Genomic DNA, 18,462 nt, shown 5'->3' on the forward strand with positions numbered 1-18,462 from the left:
GCTAGGCTGTAGCGATCACCACAGGATTTAGGCTATTGCAATCTTAGCCCTTTTTTTCAAAAATAGTAAGCCAATTAACGAGAGTTTGCCGTCCCTAGACGCGGTAAACACATACATATGCTAGGCTATGGCATCTGTATGAGATTTGCGATGTCGCGCATGAAATCTTTACCTGAATCATCAAAACCTTTTGGCGATCTTGTTAAGACAGATCGTGAGTTGCAAGACGTTAATTCCTCTGGACATGATTTGCCAGAGATCGATTTGCGCGATCGCTTCACATGGTCAAATCTAACTATCGTATTGAGCATTCCCATAGTTGGAGGACTAATTGGATTAGGGCTACTCTATCTGACTAATCCCTTAGCAATTAGTTGGTTAGTCGCTTCTGAGGCTCCTGCTTTTTATTCTAATTCATTATGGAATCTTCCTAAAAGCATCCCCCAAATCCAAGCAGAACTGGGGCGTAGCCAATTAAAACTTGGGCAGAATTTTAATCTCAAAACAGGGGAAATTATCTATACCGTTCTGGAAACAGAAACGCAAAATATCCGCGAAATCCGATTCTATCAAACAATTTCAGATCGGGGTGTTGAGAAATTACTATTGGTAAGCACAACCACGATCGCAGGAATTGACGAGTATTTTGTGCGATCGCCACGGTTTAAATATGCCACTGAAGCCATTCCTGAACGAATGCGCCCAGATCGCAATCGTCTTCCCCTTAAGAAATTATCACTGCTAAATAATGCTCCTTCTCAATTTAATGGAGTTTGGTTCACCACCTCAGGTAATGTCGATGGAATTAGCTACGGACAGATTTACTATTTTGTCAATAATAAGCGATCGCGGTTAGTAGAATTAGATACATGGACAAGTCCTATAGGAGAACTTCCCAAATGGCGTAATGCTTTAGCGAGTAATGCTGGTTCTGTGCAACTAGTAATTAATCAAACTCAAGCATTTGAACCACAATTTTTGATTTTTCAGCCTGAAGAAGCGATCGCTAATTCTATTCGCCCAGTAAAATTGCGACAGGTGACATTAAATGAAGCGAAGGGACAGCCCAAGTCTTACCGAGATGCTTTAGTGATGGCTAGTGTGGGGCTATGGTCACCTGCTTTGGGTAAGTTTAATTTGATGGTTGAGGACTTGAAAACTCAGGGTAAAACGCTTTCGCCATTTTTGCAAGAGCAGTATGACATGATTGCTTTACATGCTCAGATTACCTCGCAGCAAGCCAAAAATCCCAATTCTAATTTTGGCGATAAGGCTCTAATTAATATTATTGATGGCAGATGGGCTGATGCGCTGGCGATCGCCAATGATCCTGCTTACAAGGGTGACAAAATTGCGGAAATGTTAGCGAAATATCATCCCCATATTTGGCAAAGGGTGATGACCATGTTAACTTTTACGGGAGCCAAAGAAATTAAGTTGTGGGGAGGGTTAGTGGTTTTACAGCGCAATGGGTTACGCCGCGCTGAACATTGGCTCAGGGAGCAGAAAGTTGATCCTAAAGATTCCAATCAATTATTGCAACGTCTCGATCTGGCTCCAGTTACCCTCAACCCCAAACAATTGATGGGAACAGTTACCTATATTGGTAAGGGCGATGCTGCTGGTAATGAATGGTTTTTACCGCCACCAAAACTTGAATCAGGACAGGCTTGGTATGAAGTTAATATCAATTTAATTAAAGATGGGGATAAGTGGATTAATGATCCATTTCCCGAACTTAGCGATCGCTCCTCAATTTTGCTATGGAGGATTTTGGGACTTTCGCTGAATAATAGTCTGGGAGTCGTGCTATACGATGGCTATGGAAAATCGCAAACAGCAACTTTAACTGCCCAGTCTCTCTGGATTAGTAATAGCGGAGGACTGAGGATTCTGGCTTCAGGTGAGGCGAGCCTTGCTCCTTTGCTTAACACGAGTACGATCCCGCCCCTTGTTACCAGTGGCGGTGCTTTTAATGCACCCGCTGGCACTCCTGTCGAGTGGTCATCTCTCTCATCGGTAACGATTGAGAGCATCATTCGGACGATGTATCGTGAGTTGCAACGCAATGGTGAAGTTTCACTCAGTATCGAAGACTTTAGTGTGTTAGTGCAGCAGCAATGGACTCTATCATCAGTTAGTCTGGATGGTGTTGGTAAGCCCGAATATCTATTATTACTCGATCGCGAGAAAGTTGATTTAGGCGATCGGCATTACCCTCTAGCGATCGTTTTCTCTAATGATGGTGCTCTTCTATTCAGCGATATGAATGGCAACAGAATTTGGATGGATGTATTGCCCAGTAGTACTGAAGGACAAGTTCTCACTCTTCGCAATGGACGTTACGAGGTATGGAACTTTCGTTAATTACCAATCCTCTTAAGCCTAAAAATTATGGTTGTCTCATCCTTGAATTGGTATTTGTTATTCCCTCCACGATCGCTATTTCTTCTTCTGTCAAACCATACAACCGATAAACGATCGCATCAATCAGTTTGTCACAGTTTGTTAGTTTTTCTTTGATAGGTAAAAGAGTATTCATGCTATCTTGATATTCTTTTTCTAGCGATTGTTGTTCTTTGCGGGAGACTGGATCAATTTTAATTTTCTTTTTGTTTTTCTTGAGAACTTCGATTAGGTCATCAAAACTAAGACTTGACTCATTTTTGTAATAGTCACCTAGATAGTTTTGAATTTTAGATTTATTGGTAAGTGTATCAATTTCGCATCCGATAAAGCGCTCTAGCCATTTTAGAAAACTTTTAATTTCAGTTTGTTTTTGCTTATTGAGTTCGATCATTTGCTCGGCTAGATAAGCAAGCAAGTCATGGATCACATCTGCTTCTTCTTGCTCTTGACTAAGATGATGGTTGACTTGGTTTAAAAGCGGTTCAATTTGGCGATCGCTCTGGTATTGATGGTAAAGGGCGATCGCATTTTGTAATGACTGCTCACGGCGATCGAGTGGAGTAGTAAAATTTATCTTTGGAACTGGTAAAGATTCGATCTCGTAACCATTAACATTATTATTAGTGCTGGTTAGATTAAATCTCCAATCAAGAAAAGTTGAATTAAGTAGGGTAGATATAAAACCCAAACTATAATCTTTAATCTCTGATATATATCCAGTTGTATGAGAACAAAAATAGTTTTCAGGAAGTATTGTTGCAATCAATCTTCGATAATTATCTATAGCCGCATAGCGCTGATAAACGACTCTCATTTGTTGATGAGCTAGAGCTTTTTTACTATTGGCATGTTCTGACAAATATAAATCACGATTAAAAAAGATTGCTTCTCCTTGTTTTGGTTCGACAACTGCATACCTTGCAATATGGGAACCTCGAATTGCCTCCTCTCCAGAAATACTATCACTCAAGTATGGTTTAAATGAAATATTTATCATTAGTTCACCAGGGGAAGCTGAGATGAAATCTCCTAATCTGATAAATATCTCGTCAGTTGCTAAACGCAAGGTAAGATTCCAAGAGCGTTTATCTAATCCAGGAATCGAAAGATTATGTGAATCAAATTTCATAAAATCATTTTGCAATGTTTTGTAATAAGCTGAGTCATCTAAAATATCTTTTCCTAGATGAGTGCGAACATAAACTTGATGCTCTCTGTTAGGTAGTTTTTTGGAGAGTATATAAATGCAAGTTGATAGCTTTGCCTCAAAAAATATTCTGTTATGTCGATCATCTTTTTGAGGAAATTGTTCGATAGTGTTTAGCTCAAAATTTTCGAGTAAATACTTCCTTAAACTTAATGTAAATTGATCAGCTAAGAGAGATAAGGGTACAATAAAGCCATGCTTCCCGTTTGATTTGAGGATGCTAATACCTTGCACAATAAACAGTCGATAGATATTGATGCGATTACCTAGCGCGTGATTAAATCTGACTGCTGATTGGAAATAGACTATTTCATTAGCTACACTACTCCTCTCTTCTTCAGATAATTCCTCATACGGAGGATTACCGATTACTGCGTCAAAACCTGCATTGTTATCCCAACGGGCATTTTCTAGATCTATAAATACTTCTGGAAATTCGAGATCCCAATGAAAGAAGTGTTTTTCTTCACTGAGTTTTTGAGCATTTTTATATACAGCCGCATCAGCTTTATTCATTTTTGTGACATCAGCCGCGATCGCATTTGTTCCAAAAACACGTAAGAAATGATCGGCACGTTTTAATCCAAAAGATTTTGATACATAGATGTCTAGCAATTTTTTATAGGGTTTAGCCGCTTGATCGAATTGGCGAAATAGCTTTTCGCTTTGTTCTAACTCAGCAAAGGTGGCATCACTGAGAATACTCACCCCACGCATAATTTCGGCGGCGCGGAGCAATCCTACAAATGGACCAGCAAGCAAATTAAACTGTCCCGTTGACTCTTGTATCATACTGGCTTCAGCTTCCTTTACAGTTGTACCAATTAGCGAATTACCACAGCGTAAATGGTGATCAAGGAAGCTAAGCGGAGCGCCAACGGTAAAGGAATGCAACCACAAACTTACCTTTGCTAATTCCACTGCCATCAAGTTTAAATCCACACCATAAATACAACGCTTCATCACCACACGTTGTAAAAGTTGAGTTGGCTCTAACCGATCTGGACTAATCCTAATTCCTTGTTTTGCTAAATTTTCTAAAATGCTTTCACGGGTCTGATTTAGCATTTCTAAAATCGGATTATGCTCAGGATATTGATTCAAAATCAAAATCAATTCATCGGTTAAATAATCCACAGATTCGACTAAGAAGTGACCACTTCCCATCGATGGATCACATACTTTAATATCTAGTAATGTCGTTTGAGCTTCACGTCCTAAGCGTTGTAAATCCTTTTGAATTCCATTGCGACTTTGTACGCCTAAACGTTTATCTTGCAACTGTTGATTTAACTGGCTAATTTCTGTCATTAGCTCAGAAAATCTTTGCGATCGCTTTTCTAATATTGGCTTCAAAGTATGACTGACAATGTATTTGACAATATAATCGGGGGTGTAATAGGAACCCGTAGACTTACGTTCGCCTTTATCATTTTCTAAATGCACTTCTCCCTTTTCAGCATTGTCAATTACCACGCGATATTCTAACAATCCCTCATAGATAGAACCTAATTGACGCACACCTAAAAAGCTATAGTCGATTGGAAGTCCTTCAAATCTGGCTAATTTATCTAAAGCTGGCGCTAGAATTGCATCAGAAAGCTTAAATCTAAATAGAAAATGGTTGGCAGGATAATTAACCTGATCGTCAGACTGATTAAAGTCAAAGTGAAATAGTCCACCGTTATAACGCGGTACATCCAAACTTGGATCGCCACGATCAATAATTTGAAATAAGCTTAGCAATCGATCATATAGTCCTGTTCCTGTTTGACTAAATTTCTTCTGATTACCTATTCCTTGTGCTATTTCTTTCGACATCTCAATTAGACTATAATCTCGATAATCGCTATTAATTGGCAGTAAATTTCTCGCCTCAGCATAGAGTAAAAATAGAAGCTTGTAGAGAAATGATAAAGTTGCTTCATAAATCTCTTCGGATGTTACTTGATGTTGCAATCGGAAAGCATTTGCCGCAAAACCACCTGCCACACTTGGGAATACTTGCTCAAACACCAACGCCTTTAACTCTTTACCCACCTGCGTTGCATAGGTATTACTCCCTTCGCGTACTCGTTCTAAAAAATTACGCCCCTGTGGATCTTTAACAAAACTATCTCCACAAAAGAACAACCAAAAATATTTAAACTTTTCAAATTTATCCTCATCTCGCGATTCCAACAATTCCACCAAGTCCACTTGATAGAACTCCGTCGCAGTCGAAGAAGCTAATCGATAATAGAGCCGCCACTCACGACCATTTGTCAAAATCCCCCAATCAACCCCAGTTCCCACTAAATAATTCGTAATCTGAAAGGATGGATTGGCATTTTTATAAATATCGCGTTGATCATTTGCCGAAGCTTTACTAAGTGCGCGTTCCCAATACTTAGCCTCAGCGATCGCACTCACCCGCGCATAAAAAGCCATCTCATTACCTTGCAATGGATAAGCATCATTGCGATCGCTTTCACTAGTAAACAGTGCATAATCTGGACGCTCAGCCCTTCCCTTCCCATGGGTTGTTACTTGAGGAATATTACTAAATCCCAAGATATCCAAGACAGGCTTAATAAATTCTGCTTCTGTCTGGGCTTCACTTAGTTTTGGCAACAAATCCTTTTTAGACAAATAAAGTTTTTGCAGCGACTCAAACTTACCCCCTACATCAAGCTGCCATTCAGAACATTCTTGAATTCTGTGATCCAAGTAATGCTGCGAAAATAGAGGTTTGTTTGTCTTCTGCACATCTGTCATGCTCAGGTTCTCTTAGGGGTCGGTGATGGCGCTAAACTCTATAGTCAGCCATCTGAATTATATCTCAATCCATACCTCATGATTATTTCACTAGTTGAAACCACAAAAATTGCTGCGATCGCCTACACTAGTAACAAATCTTTACGCTAGCTAAAGCATAACTGCGATCGAATGCCAGACCATACTCATATTCATGTCAGGGGTGCTAGACAGCACAATCTCAAGAATGTTGATCTCACAATTCCCCGCGATCGCCTGATCGTGTTTACAGGTGTGTCTGGCTCTGGTAAATCATCCCTAGCCTTTGACACGATTTTCGCTGAGGGTCAACGCCGTTATGTTGAGTCCTTAAGTGCCTATGCCCGTCAATTTTTGGGACAAGTCGATAAGCCTGATGTGGACTACATTGAGGGCTTGAGTCCCGCAATTTCCATTGACCAAAAATCAACTTCCCATAATCCGCGCTCAACCGTTGGCACGGTCACCGAGATTTATGATTATTTGCGATTGTTATTTGGTCGTGCAGGTTCGCCCCATTGCCCGATCTGCGATCGCAATATTGCGCCGCAGACGATTGATCGGATGGTGGACTCGATTATGGAACTTAGCGATCGCACCAAGTTTCAATTACTAGCGCCTGTAATTCGTGGCAAAAAGGGAACTCATAAGAAATTATTGTCAAGCTTAGCGAGTGAAGGTTTTGCAAGGGTGCGGGTGGATGGAGAAGTACGTGAACTGAGCGACAATATTGAACTGGATAAGAACAAACTCCATGATATTGAAATTGTGGTTGATCGTCTGGTTCGCAAAAATGATATTCAAGAACGTTTGACTGATTCCCTCGCAACTTGTTTAAAACGTGCCGAAGGGATTGCAATGGTTGAGATTTTGCCCTCACCCCCAGCCCCTCTCCCAGAGGGAGAGGGGAGCAAGAATAATATTCTAACTTTCTCAGAAAATTTTGCCTGTCCTGAACATGGCGCAGTCATGGAAGAGCTATCGCCACGTATGTTCTCGTTTAACTCTCCCTATGGCGCTTGTCCAGCCTGTCATGGATTGGGAAGTATTAAGACCTTTAATCCTGAGTTGTTAGTTCCTGATCAGTCTTTACCTGTTTATGCAGCGATCGCTCCTTGGGCGGACAAAACCCATACCTACTATATTTCGCTTCTATCTAGTGTGGGCGAATATGCTGGCTTTGAGATTACCACACCTTGGGAAAAGCTATCTCAGGCTCAGATAGATATTATTCTGCATGGCACTACTGAGAAAATTTTAATTAAGCCAGACTCGCTCTATCGCGATCGCAGTGAGGGATATTACAAGCGCTATGAAGGGGCGATCGCTATTCTCGAACAGCAATACAAAGAAGCAGGAGAATCACAAAGGCAGAAACTCGAAAACTATCTAATTGAAGAGTCTTGCTCAACCTGTGACGGAACAAGACTGAAACCCGAATCTCTCGCAGTTCGGATTGGTGGTTATAACATTAACGATTTTGTGTCAGTGCCGATTGGGACTTGTCGCGATCGCCTCAAAAATCTCGACCTTGATGCGCGAACTCGCCAAATAGGCGATCGGGTATTACAAGAAATCGAAGCAAGACTGCAATTCCTTTTAGATGTGGGTTTAGATTATCTGACCCTCGATCGTTCTACGATGTCCCTCTCTGGTGGTGAAGCCCAACGCATCCGCCTTGCTACCCAGATTGGTTCAGGCTTGACAGGTGTTCTCTATGTATTGGATGAGCCGAGTATTGGACTGCATCAACGTGATAACTCGCGGCTGCTTGCGACATTAACCAAACTTCGCGATCTTGGGAATACCTTAATCGTGGTCGAACATGACGAAGAAACAATCCGTGCTGCTGACTATCTCGTAGACATTGGGCCAGGAGCGGGAGTGCATGGCGGTAAGATCGTGGCGCAGGGTAGTGTTAAAGAAATTGAAGAAAATCCTGAATCGCTCACAGGTGCTTATCTATCTAAACAAAAACAAATTCATACACCCGCCGAGCGACGAGAAGGTAATGGCAAGTATCTTGAAATCTGTAACGCCTATCTCAATAATCTCAAGCATATTAATGTCCAGATTCCCCTAGGAAAACTGGTTTGTATTACAGGTGTATCAGGCTCAGGTAAATCCACCTTGATTAATGATTTACTCCACCATTCCCTTGAACATAATTTTTCGCGCAAAGTACCAGTTCCCAAAGGTATTGATGAAGTAAAGGGACTGAAGCATCTCGATAAGTTCATCGTCATCGATCAATCGCCCATCGGACGCACACCTCGTTCCAATCCTGCGACTTATACAGGTTTATTTGATGTCATCCGCGAGACCTTTGCTTTGACGACTGCGGCGAAAACGAGAGGTTATAAAGCAGGGCAATTCTCTTTTAATGTCAAGGGTGGACGTTGTGAAGCTTGCTCTGGGCAAGGTGTGAATATCATTTCCATGAACTTTCTACCCGATGTCTATGTGCAATGCGATGTCTGTAAAGGTGCAAGATATAACCGCGAAACTCTACAGGTGAAGTACAAAGAGAAGACGATCGCTGATGTGTTAGATATGACCATCGAAGAAGCGATGCATTTCTTTGAGAATATTCCTTCGGCACATGCCAAATTAGGGATGCTGGTGGATGTGGGTTTAGGCTATGTCCGTCTTGGTCAGTCTGCTCCTACTCTCTCAGGTGGTGAAGCCCAACGGGTCAAGCTAGCCACAGAACTAGCGCGTCGAGCTACAGGTAAGACTCTCTATCTCATCGATGAACCGACCACAGGTTTAAGTTTTTACGATGTGCATAAATTATTAGATGTAATGCAACGCCTTGTCGATAAAGGCAATAGCATCATTACGATTGAGCATAATCTCGATGTGATTCGTTGTGCTGATTGGGTGATTGATTTGGGCCCAGAGGGAGGCGATCGCGGTGGTGAGATTGTCGCTGAGGGTACGCCCGAACAGGTCGCCAAGGTCAAAAAATCCTATACTGGCAAATATCTCAAGCAAGTATTAGCGGATTATCCCCGTGCTAAGTAGTAATCTGTAAAAAATAGGAGGTTAAATTTATGATCGCTACCCAACAAGAACTCCTCAAGACCTTTGCGAGCCTTCCGCCCGAAGCACAACGCCAAGCCCTAAACTTCATCGCCTTCTTGCAACAAACATATGCCCCTGCGATCTCTAAACCCCAAAAAATGGAAATTGATTGGGCAAATGATCCTTTTATAGGCATGTGGCAAGAGCGTCAAGACATGGATGACAGCACAACATGGGTACGCAATATTCGGAATAGCGAGTGGTAGACAATGACAAATCTAACTATTATTGATACAGATATCTTGATTGATACTTCTCGTAATAAAAGTGAAGCAATTGATTATCTGCAAAACTTACAATCAACTAGCATTCTAGCAATTAGTGCAGTTACACAAATGGAACTCATTGTCGGTTGCACCAATAAAGCAGATTTAAGAAAGATCGAAAATTTTCTCCAACAATTTTCTATCATCAAAATCGATCAAGATATTTCAGACAGATCAGTTGAGTTACTAAAATTTTATCGTTTGAGTCACGGATTGCTCATTGCTGACAGCCTGATCGCAGCCACTTCGATTGTTTGGGATTATCCACTCGCCACTAAAAATCAACGCGATTACAGATTTATTCAAGAACTAAAACTCTTGCCATATCCATAAATAGAGTGCATAAACATGCAAATTACCATTGAAATACCTGATGAACTTTAGCAATCTCATCCAAAATAAAGGTAAACCCCTTAATGTTGCGATTATCGAGGCACTAGGCTTATATGTGCAACATGAACCAGCTATCAACGCCATCCAAAATCCCATTCAACCAGAAATTGACTGGTCAGCAAAATGGGAACAATGGTTTGAAGAATGTGAAACTATGCCAATACATACCGCAAATTAGCGATCACGATTCATTTGAGGTGATTTGCCATGATAGTAAAATTTAGGAATTTTGAACTTGGTTAACTAAAAATCACTTATCTTAAAAAGTAAGCCCAGTGCAACTAATTTACATCCCATGACTAATGTTCATCCGTTTATCCGACTGACTCGCTATGCCCGTACTTATCGCCAACAAATTTGGATGGCGACAACTTGCTCGATTTTAAATAAATTCTTCGATTTGGCTCCGCCAGTCCTGATTGGTGCGGCGATCGATCTGGTACTGCAAAAAGAGAACTTTTGGGCAAATCCCTTTGGGGTGCAAGGATTAGCAGCGCAGTTACTAGTACTTTCGGCAATTAGTGGTGTGATCTGGGGCTTGGAGTCGATTTTTGAGTATGCCTATGCGCTTCAGTGGCGTAACCTTGCTCAGACGATTCAGCATGACTTGCGCCTTGATGCCTATCAGCATTTACAAGAGTTAGAGCTAGCCTTTTTTGAGGAGCGGAGTTCGGGGGGATTGATGTCGATATTGAGTGATGATGTTAATCAATTAGAACGATTTCTTGACGGTGGCGCAAATGAAGTAATTCAAGTTTCGGCGACGATTCTGTTGATTGGTGGTGCATTTTTTGTGATTACGCCCAATGTGGCTTGGTTAGCGCTATCACCAATGCCATTTATTTTATGGGGTTCGATTTGGTTTCAGAAATTCCTTGCGCCGCGATATGCAGAAGTTCGCGAAAAAGTGGGACTACTGAACGGGCAACTATCGAATAATATCGGCGGAATCACGACAATTAAGGCTTTTGTCACAGAAGCCTATGAACGTAAACGCATTGAGAAGGAAAGTAATCAATATCGTCAAAGTAATCGCAAAGCGATCGCCTACAGTGCCGCATTTGTTCCTTTGATCAGAATCCTGATCTTTATGGGATTTATTGCGATTCTTTATTATGGTGGCTTGGAAGTGCAAGCAAATAGGCTGTCGGTGGGTAATTACTCCGTAATGATTTATTTAATTCAGCGACTTTTATGGCCGCTCACGCGCTTAGGCGAAACCCTCGATCAATATCAAAGAGCGATGGCTTCGACTAACCGCATTCTCGATTTGCTCGATACCCCGATCGCAATTCACTCAGGCTCACAGGTACTAAACTCCGTAGTCACTGGCGATATTCAATTAAAAAATGTTACCTTTGGCTATGCCGCAAACTTCCCAATTGTAGAAAATCTATCCTTAGAAATCGCCGCCCATAAAACTACTGCCATCGTCGGGGCAACAGGTTCGGGCAAAAGTACCTTAGTAAAACTGCTGCTGCGTTTATACGAAATTCAATCAGGGAATATCTTTCTCGATCGCATTGATATTCGTGACTTAGAACTGCGATCGCTACGTTCTTGTATGGGCTGGGTGAGCCAAGATGTGTTTCTATTTCATGGCTCAGTTCTAGAAAACATTGCCTATGGCTCCTTTGATGCAACCGTGGATCAAATTGTCGAAGCTGCCAAGATTGCTGAAGCCCATGACTTTATCGAAATTTTGCCCAAGGGTTACGATACGATCGTCGGCGAGCGTGGTCAAAAGCTATCAGGAGGTCAGAGACAGCGCATTGCGATCGCCCGTGCAGTGCTACGCAATCCACCGATTTTAATTCTCGATGAAGCAACTTCGGCAGTGGATAATGAAACGGAAGCAGCGATCCAAAAGTCTTTAGATCGGATTACCAAAAATCGCACCACGATCGCGATCGCCCATCGTCTATCGACTATCCGCAATGCCGATCTCATCTATGTCATGGATCAAGGTAAAGTGGTAGAAACTGGAACCCATGATCAGTTAGTTGCAAACAATGGAATTTATGCAGGTTTATGGAATCTGCAAACAGGACAAACCCATATTTAAAGAAAAAAGGCAGCCCTTTGGGCCGCCTTTTTCATAACATTAGTGGGTTAAAGCCTCTAGTTTGGAAAGTTTGATATACATAGTTATATTGGTCTTCTATATTCTCTAAAAGAATAGCAATTTTACTGATATCTTCTTCAGTATATGCATTCGACTTGATTAACATCTTGCAAATAGATTGTAGGGCTTGGCAAGAAATAAGAAGTTGTGTGGCTCCAAAGGTAGCACTTCCTCCTTTGAGGGCGTGGTTGTGGGCTTCCATCTTCACAAAGTCTTTAGTCTGAAAAGCAGCTTTCATGGTGGCGATCTCTTTTGCCGAATGTTCTAAATAAACAGTAATTAACTCATCTAGATTCTGTGATCCTACGGAATCTTCTAGATTGGAGAGGATCGATAAGTCAATAGGCGGCTGACTATGATCAATAACCAAATTTTGATGTTGAGGAATTTTTTGTAAAGCTGCTATTAAGTTTGTGGTTTTTAGAGGTTTAGTCAGATAGTCATTCATCCCAGCACCCAGCGCCGAATCACGAGATTCTGAGAAAGCATTTGCCGATAGCCCGATAATCCAAGGTTGCTGAATTGCCAACTGACGGATACTTTGGCTTGAAGTCAAACCATCCATAATTGGCATTTGGATATCCATAAAAATGAGATCGTAGGCTTGATTTGAGACAGCATTAATAGCCTTCTGCCCATTATCCACAGAATCTGCTCTGTAGCCCAAACTTTCTAACATCAACAGTAGGATTTTGTGATTGACAGGATTATCTTCTACAACCAAAATTTTAAATGGATAGCAATTAGCAAAATTCTCGTCCTTCAAAATCTCATCGCTTGTATATAAGGATTGAGAACCTACATTAGTTATGCATTGGGGAAATGTTGTGGCTTTGCGACTAAAAACATTGGAAAAAGCTTGAAAGAGTTTTGATACCGATATGGGCTTAGTGATGTAATCTCTAAAGCAAGCTAATTTGATATTGTTATTTTCATTGAGGTTGATATTTACAGGAGTTAACAGAATTAAATTTAACTCAGGAAAAATCTCTTGAATATTTTTGGCGAGTTCTAAACCATCAATTTGAGAACCATCAGACTCTTTGAGTTTTCGATCAATTAAAACAACATCAAAGCTTGATGTTGTCAGGGATTGAAGTGCCTCGGTAGCTGAGTAAGCAGCCTGTACACGCATCCCCCATGGTTTAGTATATAGAGCGATCGCTTGCTGAAGTGTCGAATTAGTGTTAACGCTTAAAACCCTTTTTCCTATCAGTTCTGGCAAGAGCAAATTTGTGGTATCAGTATCCTCGGCGATGGCGCGAGATTTGATAGAGAAACTGAAAGTTGAGCCTTCCCCAACATTACTGCTCACCCCAATTTCACCACCCATTAGTTCGCAGAGTTGTTTGCAAATAACCAGTCCCAACCCAGTCCCACCATATTGCCGTGCAATCGATTTGTCAGCTTGACTATAGGCTCTAAAAAGTTTGGCGATCGCTTTAGGGGCAAGACCAATTCCTGTGTCACGCACATCAAACCGCAATTCATAGGTGTTGGTCTGATAATCGATTAATCGTGAAGTTACCGTAATGACAACTTCCCCAGATTCGGTAAACTTAATAGCATTGCTCACTAAATTAACGAGGATTTGACGTAAGCGTGTATAGTCTCCAAGCAACAGTTGTGGAACATCTAGACTCACAAATGTGACTAGTTCTAGAAACTTCTCGGCCGTGCGCGATGACATCAGTTCTAGCACTTCCTCAATACATTGTTGAAGTTTAAAAGGACTCTCTTCAATTTCTAAATATCCTGACTCAATTCGTGAAAAATCGAGAATATTATTAATCACTGATAGTAGCACCTCTCCACCTTGACGAATCGTAGCGACATATTGCTGCTGTTGCCGCGTTAGAAGAGTGTTCCCTAAAATCTCGGTCATCCCAATCACTGTATTCATTGGAGTTCGCAGTTCATGACTCATGACCGCGAGAAATTCACTTTTTGCTTTGTTCGACAATTCAGCTACTTGCGCTGCCGCTAATTTGGCTTCAGTTTGCTTGCGCTCAGTTACATCTTCTACCCCTGCTACAAATTGAATTGGCTTGCCATTTTCATCTCGCACTATTCCAAATCGACTAATCACACTGATCGCATGACCATTTTTATGAATATATTGTTTCTCAAGTTCACCACTAGTGGCTTCATTCTCAATTAAACGATTTAGAGCCTTTAATGTTTTTTCAACAGAATTGGGATGAGTAAGCTCAATTGCTGTCATATTCAGTAATTCTGCTTCGCTATATCCAAATGTATGACAGAAGCCTTGGTTTACCATCAAGAATTTACCTTCCAAGTCGAAAGTGGCGATCCCCAGTGGCACATTGGAGATCGTCAACTTGAGTAAAGTTTCATTCTGAAGAAGTTTGGCTTCTACAAGTTTGCGATCGCTAATGTCTTGAGCAGTTCCATAAAGCCTAACTACTTGCCCTTGATCATTATATTCTGCATGACCAATCGCTTCAATGTATTGACCAGAAACCTCAGGTCGTTGTAAATCTAGCTCTAAATGATAAGACTTTCCTGTATTGATGATTTCATCAACTGCTTGTCTTAATTTTTCCTGAGATGAGATTGTATAGAATTGCAGATGTTCTTCAAAGTTAGGGATTGGTATCGCAGGGTCGTACTTATAAATATTAAACAGTTCTCTTGACCAAATAATTTCATCATCTGAGATATTCCATTCCCAACTACCAAGTGAAGCAACTTGCTGAGCTTCAGCTAGACTTGCTTCACTTTTGCGTAAAGCTTGTTCAATCTCTTTGCGATCGCTAATATCAAAAGCGGAACCCCGTAAAACTTTAGTTTTCCCATCTGTTGCCAAACCAAGGTGAGCAGTATCACGCAGCCATATAATTTTGCCATCACTAGCAATCATTCGATATTCACAGCAAAAAGGTTCTCCAGTCTCTATAGTGTGTCGAACTGCTTGATGCACGCGATCGCGATCGTCAGGATGCACATACTCAGCCCAACTATTAAAAAAACCTGCATTCCATTTAGAAGAATCGATACCTAAAAGTGTTTGCAATTGTGGACTGACATAGGCAAACTCTGGAGTGTTCTTGATGGGTGAGACATAACATACATTAGGGATCTGCTCCACAAGACAACGATAATTCTCCATCCACCGATACAAGGTCGCGTAGGATTGCTCTGCGTCTTTTACCTGCTCTAGCAAACGGGTACTACGATTTTCTCGTTGTAAAATAATCTCGATCTGTATGGCTATTTGTTGGAGCATCAGCACATCATCTTGATCCCATGAGCTTTGAAAAGCCTCCCCATCCCTAGCCGTACATTGATGAACTGTCAGAAATCCCCATAATGGATGCTCTGGCTCTCGATCTGACAATATGATTGGCACAAGTAAATAAGCTTTACCTACAAATACTTCCGCCAAGTTAAGCTCACACCTAGTCATCCCCGCAGTATAAAGATCAAGGATTTGTCCTGTAATATCTTGTCCCCACTGATATTCTTCTCTCAGAATATTCTCAAGCTGAAATTGCGAGCAAGGCTGACATTGTGGTGCGATCGCCTCTGCAATAATCTTGCCACTGATCCCTATTCCACTATGGCGATCGGCAAATTTATCAAGCTTATAGATAGAAACATGAACAGCTTGAACTAAATTTAGTAACTTTGTGGTGATTGTTTGAAAAATTTTTTCTACGTTATCGCACTGATTGTCATAATGGCGCATACTTTGCAAAATTTCTGAGCAAATCAGCATCCTTGATCTGAATTTATCCATTTCAATACTTGAATGGTTAACTAAACTACTAATTTTCGCATCCTTTGATGATACGCATCTGTCAGGATCTAAATCTAGAGGGACATTCACTCATAACTCCAGTTAGTTCATAGTTTACAAAGATTATGGTGATAGTAAAACCTAGTACTGGCAGGTGAGACAGCACTACGAAATGACATCCAATGTTTAGGTAGGGACAAGCCCCCGTGCTTGCCATCACTCAACAGTAGCCATAGATTGATCATCTGCGTTCCACTTAAAATCGGGAAGAACTAATGAAGATTTATGATAATCGTCTCAAGGTAAGTATAGCAAAGCTTCTAAACTATGATTTTTCCAATCGCATGTATAGCAATGCAAGAGATAGCTAGGACAAATCAAAACCCAAAAGATGAGTGGCGGCGCTTCGCGCCGCCACTCATCTTTTGGGTTTTATGTCCTAAGCAAAACTTACATTGCTTGTAGTCCTTAAAACATAATAAAAAATTGTGACAGCTAATATTTATAGTAAAATTTCATAATTTTACCGTAGCAATCTTCCTGTTGCAAAAATGTGCAACTGTTACTTTTACAGCGCCTTATACTCAAATCCAAACCAATAAAATTTTTGAAAGTGTTGCTTTGTAACACTTTCAAAAATTTTATTGTGGTTCGTTAGATCGATAGTTGCTGTATATAGCAGTCCTATATCATTTGTGGATTTTTTTGGTTTGTGGAAGGACACCCCATCGGGGTGTCCTTCCACAAACCATTTAGGATTGCTATAGCTAACTTTTGAGCAATGTAAATTTTGCCGAGAATATAAAACTCAAATTAATTAAGGTGGCGCAAAGCGCCGCCTTAATTAATTTGAGTTTCGATTTTTCCTAATTATCTCTGTCCTTGCGATAGCATTCACTGAGAGCATTTCTTGATTTGTTACACTTGCAGAAGAAATAATTAATTAACTGTTAAATATCATGATCGGTAACCTGATTCAGACAAAAGAGCTAGCAAATCTGCAATATGCAACCGTTAGCGATCGCTTTGACGAAACATGGGAAGCCCCACTGGCGATTCTGTTGGGACTTGGACGCGCCGCAGGTGCGGATTTTGTAGAGTTTTTCTTAGAGCGTAATAATTACATTAGCTGTCTTGCAGAAGATGACACGATTACAAGTATCTCGCCAAGACTGTCTACAGGCGCAGGGATTCGTGCTTTTAAGGGCAAAGCCGATTGTTATGTCAGCACCAATGATTTGACTTTTCTAGGACTAAAATCAGCCCTCGAACGCGCTCTGTCCATCCTAGGACTACAGCTTCCTTCTCAAAAATCGATTATTCCTTCTATTCATTTAGAGCTATTCCGTGACTATGCCACTAAAAAAGAGAAAGAATCATGGATCGCGCAATGTAGTCCCATGCGAGAAATGGGTGATATCCTGCTTGGAGCCAATGCACTGTTAGCCCAAAAAGGAAAACATATCCAATCAAGGCGATCGGGGTATTTCCGTGATTGGCAAGAAGTTTTAGTAGCCGCTAGTGATGGTACATTCGCCAGAGATATTCGCCTTACTCAGTCGATAGGTTCTAACTTACTCTGTGCGGATGGTGCAAATCGTTCATCTATTGGTAAGCGAGTTGGTGGTACGAGCGACCCCAGCTACCTTCGCAATTGGAACTATGAACCTGTCGTCGATGAAATCGTCGAAGCCGCAGGGCAAATGCTCTATGCTGATTATGTGGAATCTGGTTCCTATCCGATTATCATGGCAAATCAGTTTGGTGGCGTGATTTTCCATGAAGCCTGTGGACATTTGCTAGAAACGACGGGCATCGAAGCCAAAACAACGCCTTTTGCTGAGATGAAAGGTAAGAAAATTGCCCATGAAAACCTCACGGCTTGGGATGAAGGACGCTCCGAAGAAGCTTTTGGAACCATCGATATGGATGATGAAGGAATGCCCACTCAGCGCACCCTCTTGATTGAGAATGGAATTTTGAAAAACTTTATCAGCGATCGCGCTGGTGAGTTACGCACTGGGCATCCGCGCACAGGTAGCGGTCGTCGCCAAAGTTACGCCTATGCGGCGGCAAGTCGGATGCGAAACACCTATATTGATGCAGGTGATTTTTCCTTAGACGATCTCTTTGCCTCTGTAGATAAAGGCATTTATTGCAAAAAAATGGGTGGCGGTAGCGTTTTGCCGACTGGTCAGTTTAACTTTGCTGTTGACGAGGCTTACCTGATCGAAAATGGCAAAATTACCAAACCCCTCAAAGGAGCCACTTTGATTGGGGATGCTAAAGAAATCATGCAAGAAATCTCGATGAGTTCTCGCGATCTAGAACTTGCCGCAGGTTTCTGTGGCTCTGTCAGTGGCAGTGTCTATGTCACGGTTGGACAACCTCATATTAAGGTTGATGCAATTACCGTCGGGGGACGCTAATCTCGCAA

At 41.4% G+C, this 18,462-nt stretch carries 9 protein-coding genes; 7 read left to right on the forward strand and 2 right to left on the reverse strand.

Annotated elements, in window-relative coordinates:
* Window positions 1-159: 159 nt before the first annotated feature.
* Window positions 160-2,367, forward strand: a complete 2,208-nt coding sequence (locus VB775_RS16420) for a hypothetical protein (RefSeq protein ID WP_281005422.1) — start codon at window positions 160-162, stop codon at window positions 2,365-2,367.
* Window positions 2,368-2,392: 25 nt separating this feature from the next.
* Here VB775_RS16420 and VB775_RS16425 read toward each other — a convergent pair whose 3' ends face one another.
* On the reverse strand, window positions 2,393-6,373 hold the full coding sequence (locus tag VB775_RS16425; RefSeq protein ID WP_281005421.1) for an Eco57I restriction-modification methylase domain-containing protein: 3,981 nt from the start codon (window positions 6,371-6,373) through the stop codon (window positions 2,393-2,395).
* 171 nt (window positions 6,374-6,544) lie between these two features.
* On the opposite strand from VB775_RS16425, the gene uvrA reads away from it, so the two are divergent.
* The 5 genes from uvrA to VB775_RS16450 all read left to right on the forward strand — a co-directional run bounded on the left by uvrA (window position 6,545) and on the right by VB775_RS16450 (window position 12,202).
* Window positions 6,545-9,418, forward strand: coding sequence for an excinuclease ABC subunit UvrA (gene uvrA / locus VB775_RS16430; RefSeq protein WP_281005420.1), 2,874 nt, complete (start codon window positions 6,545-6,547; stop codon window positions 9,416-9,418).
* A 29-nt stretch (window positions 9,419-9,447) separates the two neighbouring features.
* On the forward strand, window positions 9,448-9,684 hold the full coding sequence (locus VB775_RS16435) for a DUF2281 domain-containing protein (RefSeq protein WP_281005419.1): 237 nt from the start codon (window positions 9,448-9,450) through the stop codon (window positions 9,682-9,684).
* Window positions 9,685-9,687: 3 nt separating this feature from the next.
* The gene (locus tag VB775_RS16440) at window positions 9,688-10,077 is read left to right on the forward strand and encodes a type II toxin-antitoxin system VapC family toxin (protein ID WP_281005418.1); all 390 of its coding nucleotides are present in this window, start codon (window positions 9,688-9,690) and stop codon (window positions 10,075-10,077) included.
* 40 nt (window positions 10,078-10,117) lie between these two features.
* A complete protein-coding gene (locus tag VB775_RS16445; RefSeq protein WP_281005417.1) occupies window positions 10,118-10,315 on the forward strand; it encodes a hypothetical protein in 198 nt (65 codons plus the stop codon).
* 117 nt (window positions 10,316-10,432) lie between these two features.
* Window positions 10,433-12,202, forward strand: coding sequence for an ABC transporter ATP-binding protein (locus VB775_RS16450; protein WP_281005416.1), 1,770 nt, complete (start codon window positions 10,433-10,435; stop codon window positions 12,200-12,202).
* A gap of 31 nt (window positions 12,203-12,233) precedes the next feature.
* Here the strand turns inward: VB775_RS16450 and VB775_RS16455 are convergent, their stop codons facing one another.
* On the reverse strand, window positions 12,234-16,025 hold the full coding sequence (locus tag VB775_RS16455) for a PAS domain-containing protein (protein WP_281005415.1): 3,792 nt from the start codon (window positions 16,023-16,025) through the stop codon (window positions 12,234-12,236).
* Window positions 16,026-16,984: 959 nt separating this feature from the next.
* Between VB775_RS16455 and VB775_RS16460 the strand changes: the two genes are divergently transcribed.
* Window positions 16,985-18,454, forward strand: coding sequence for a TldD/PmbA family protein (locus VB775_RS16460; RefSeq protein ID WP_281005414.1), 1,470 nt, complete (start codon window positions 16,985-16,987; stop codon window positions 18,452-18,454).
* The last annotated feature ends 8 nt before the right edge of the window (window positions 18,455-18,462 follow it).

The sequence above is a fragment of the Pseudanabaena sp. CCNP1317 genome, assembly GCF_034931345.1.
Taxonomy (GTDB): Bacteria; Cyanobacteriota; Cyanobacteriia; order Pseudanabaenales; family Pseudanabaenaceae; genus Pseudanabaena; species Pseudanabaena galeata.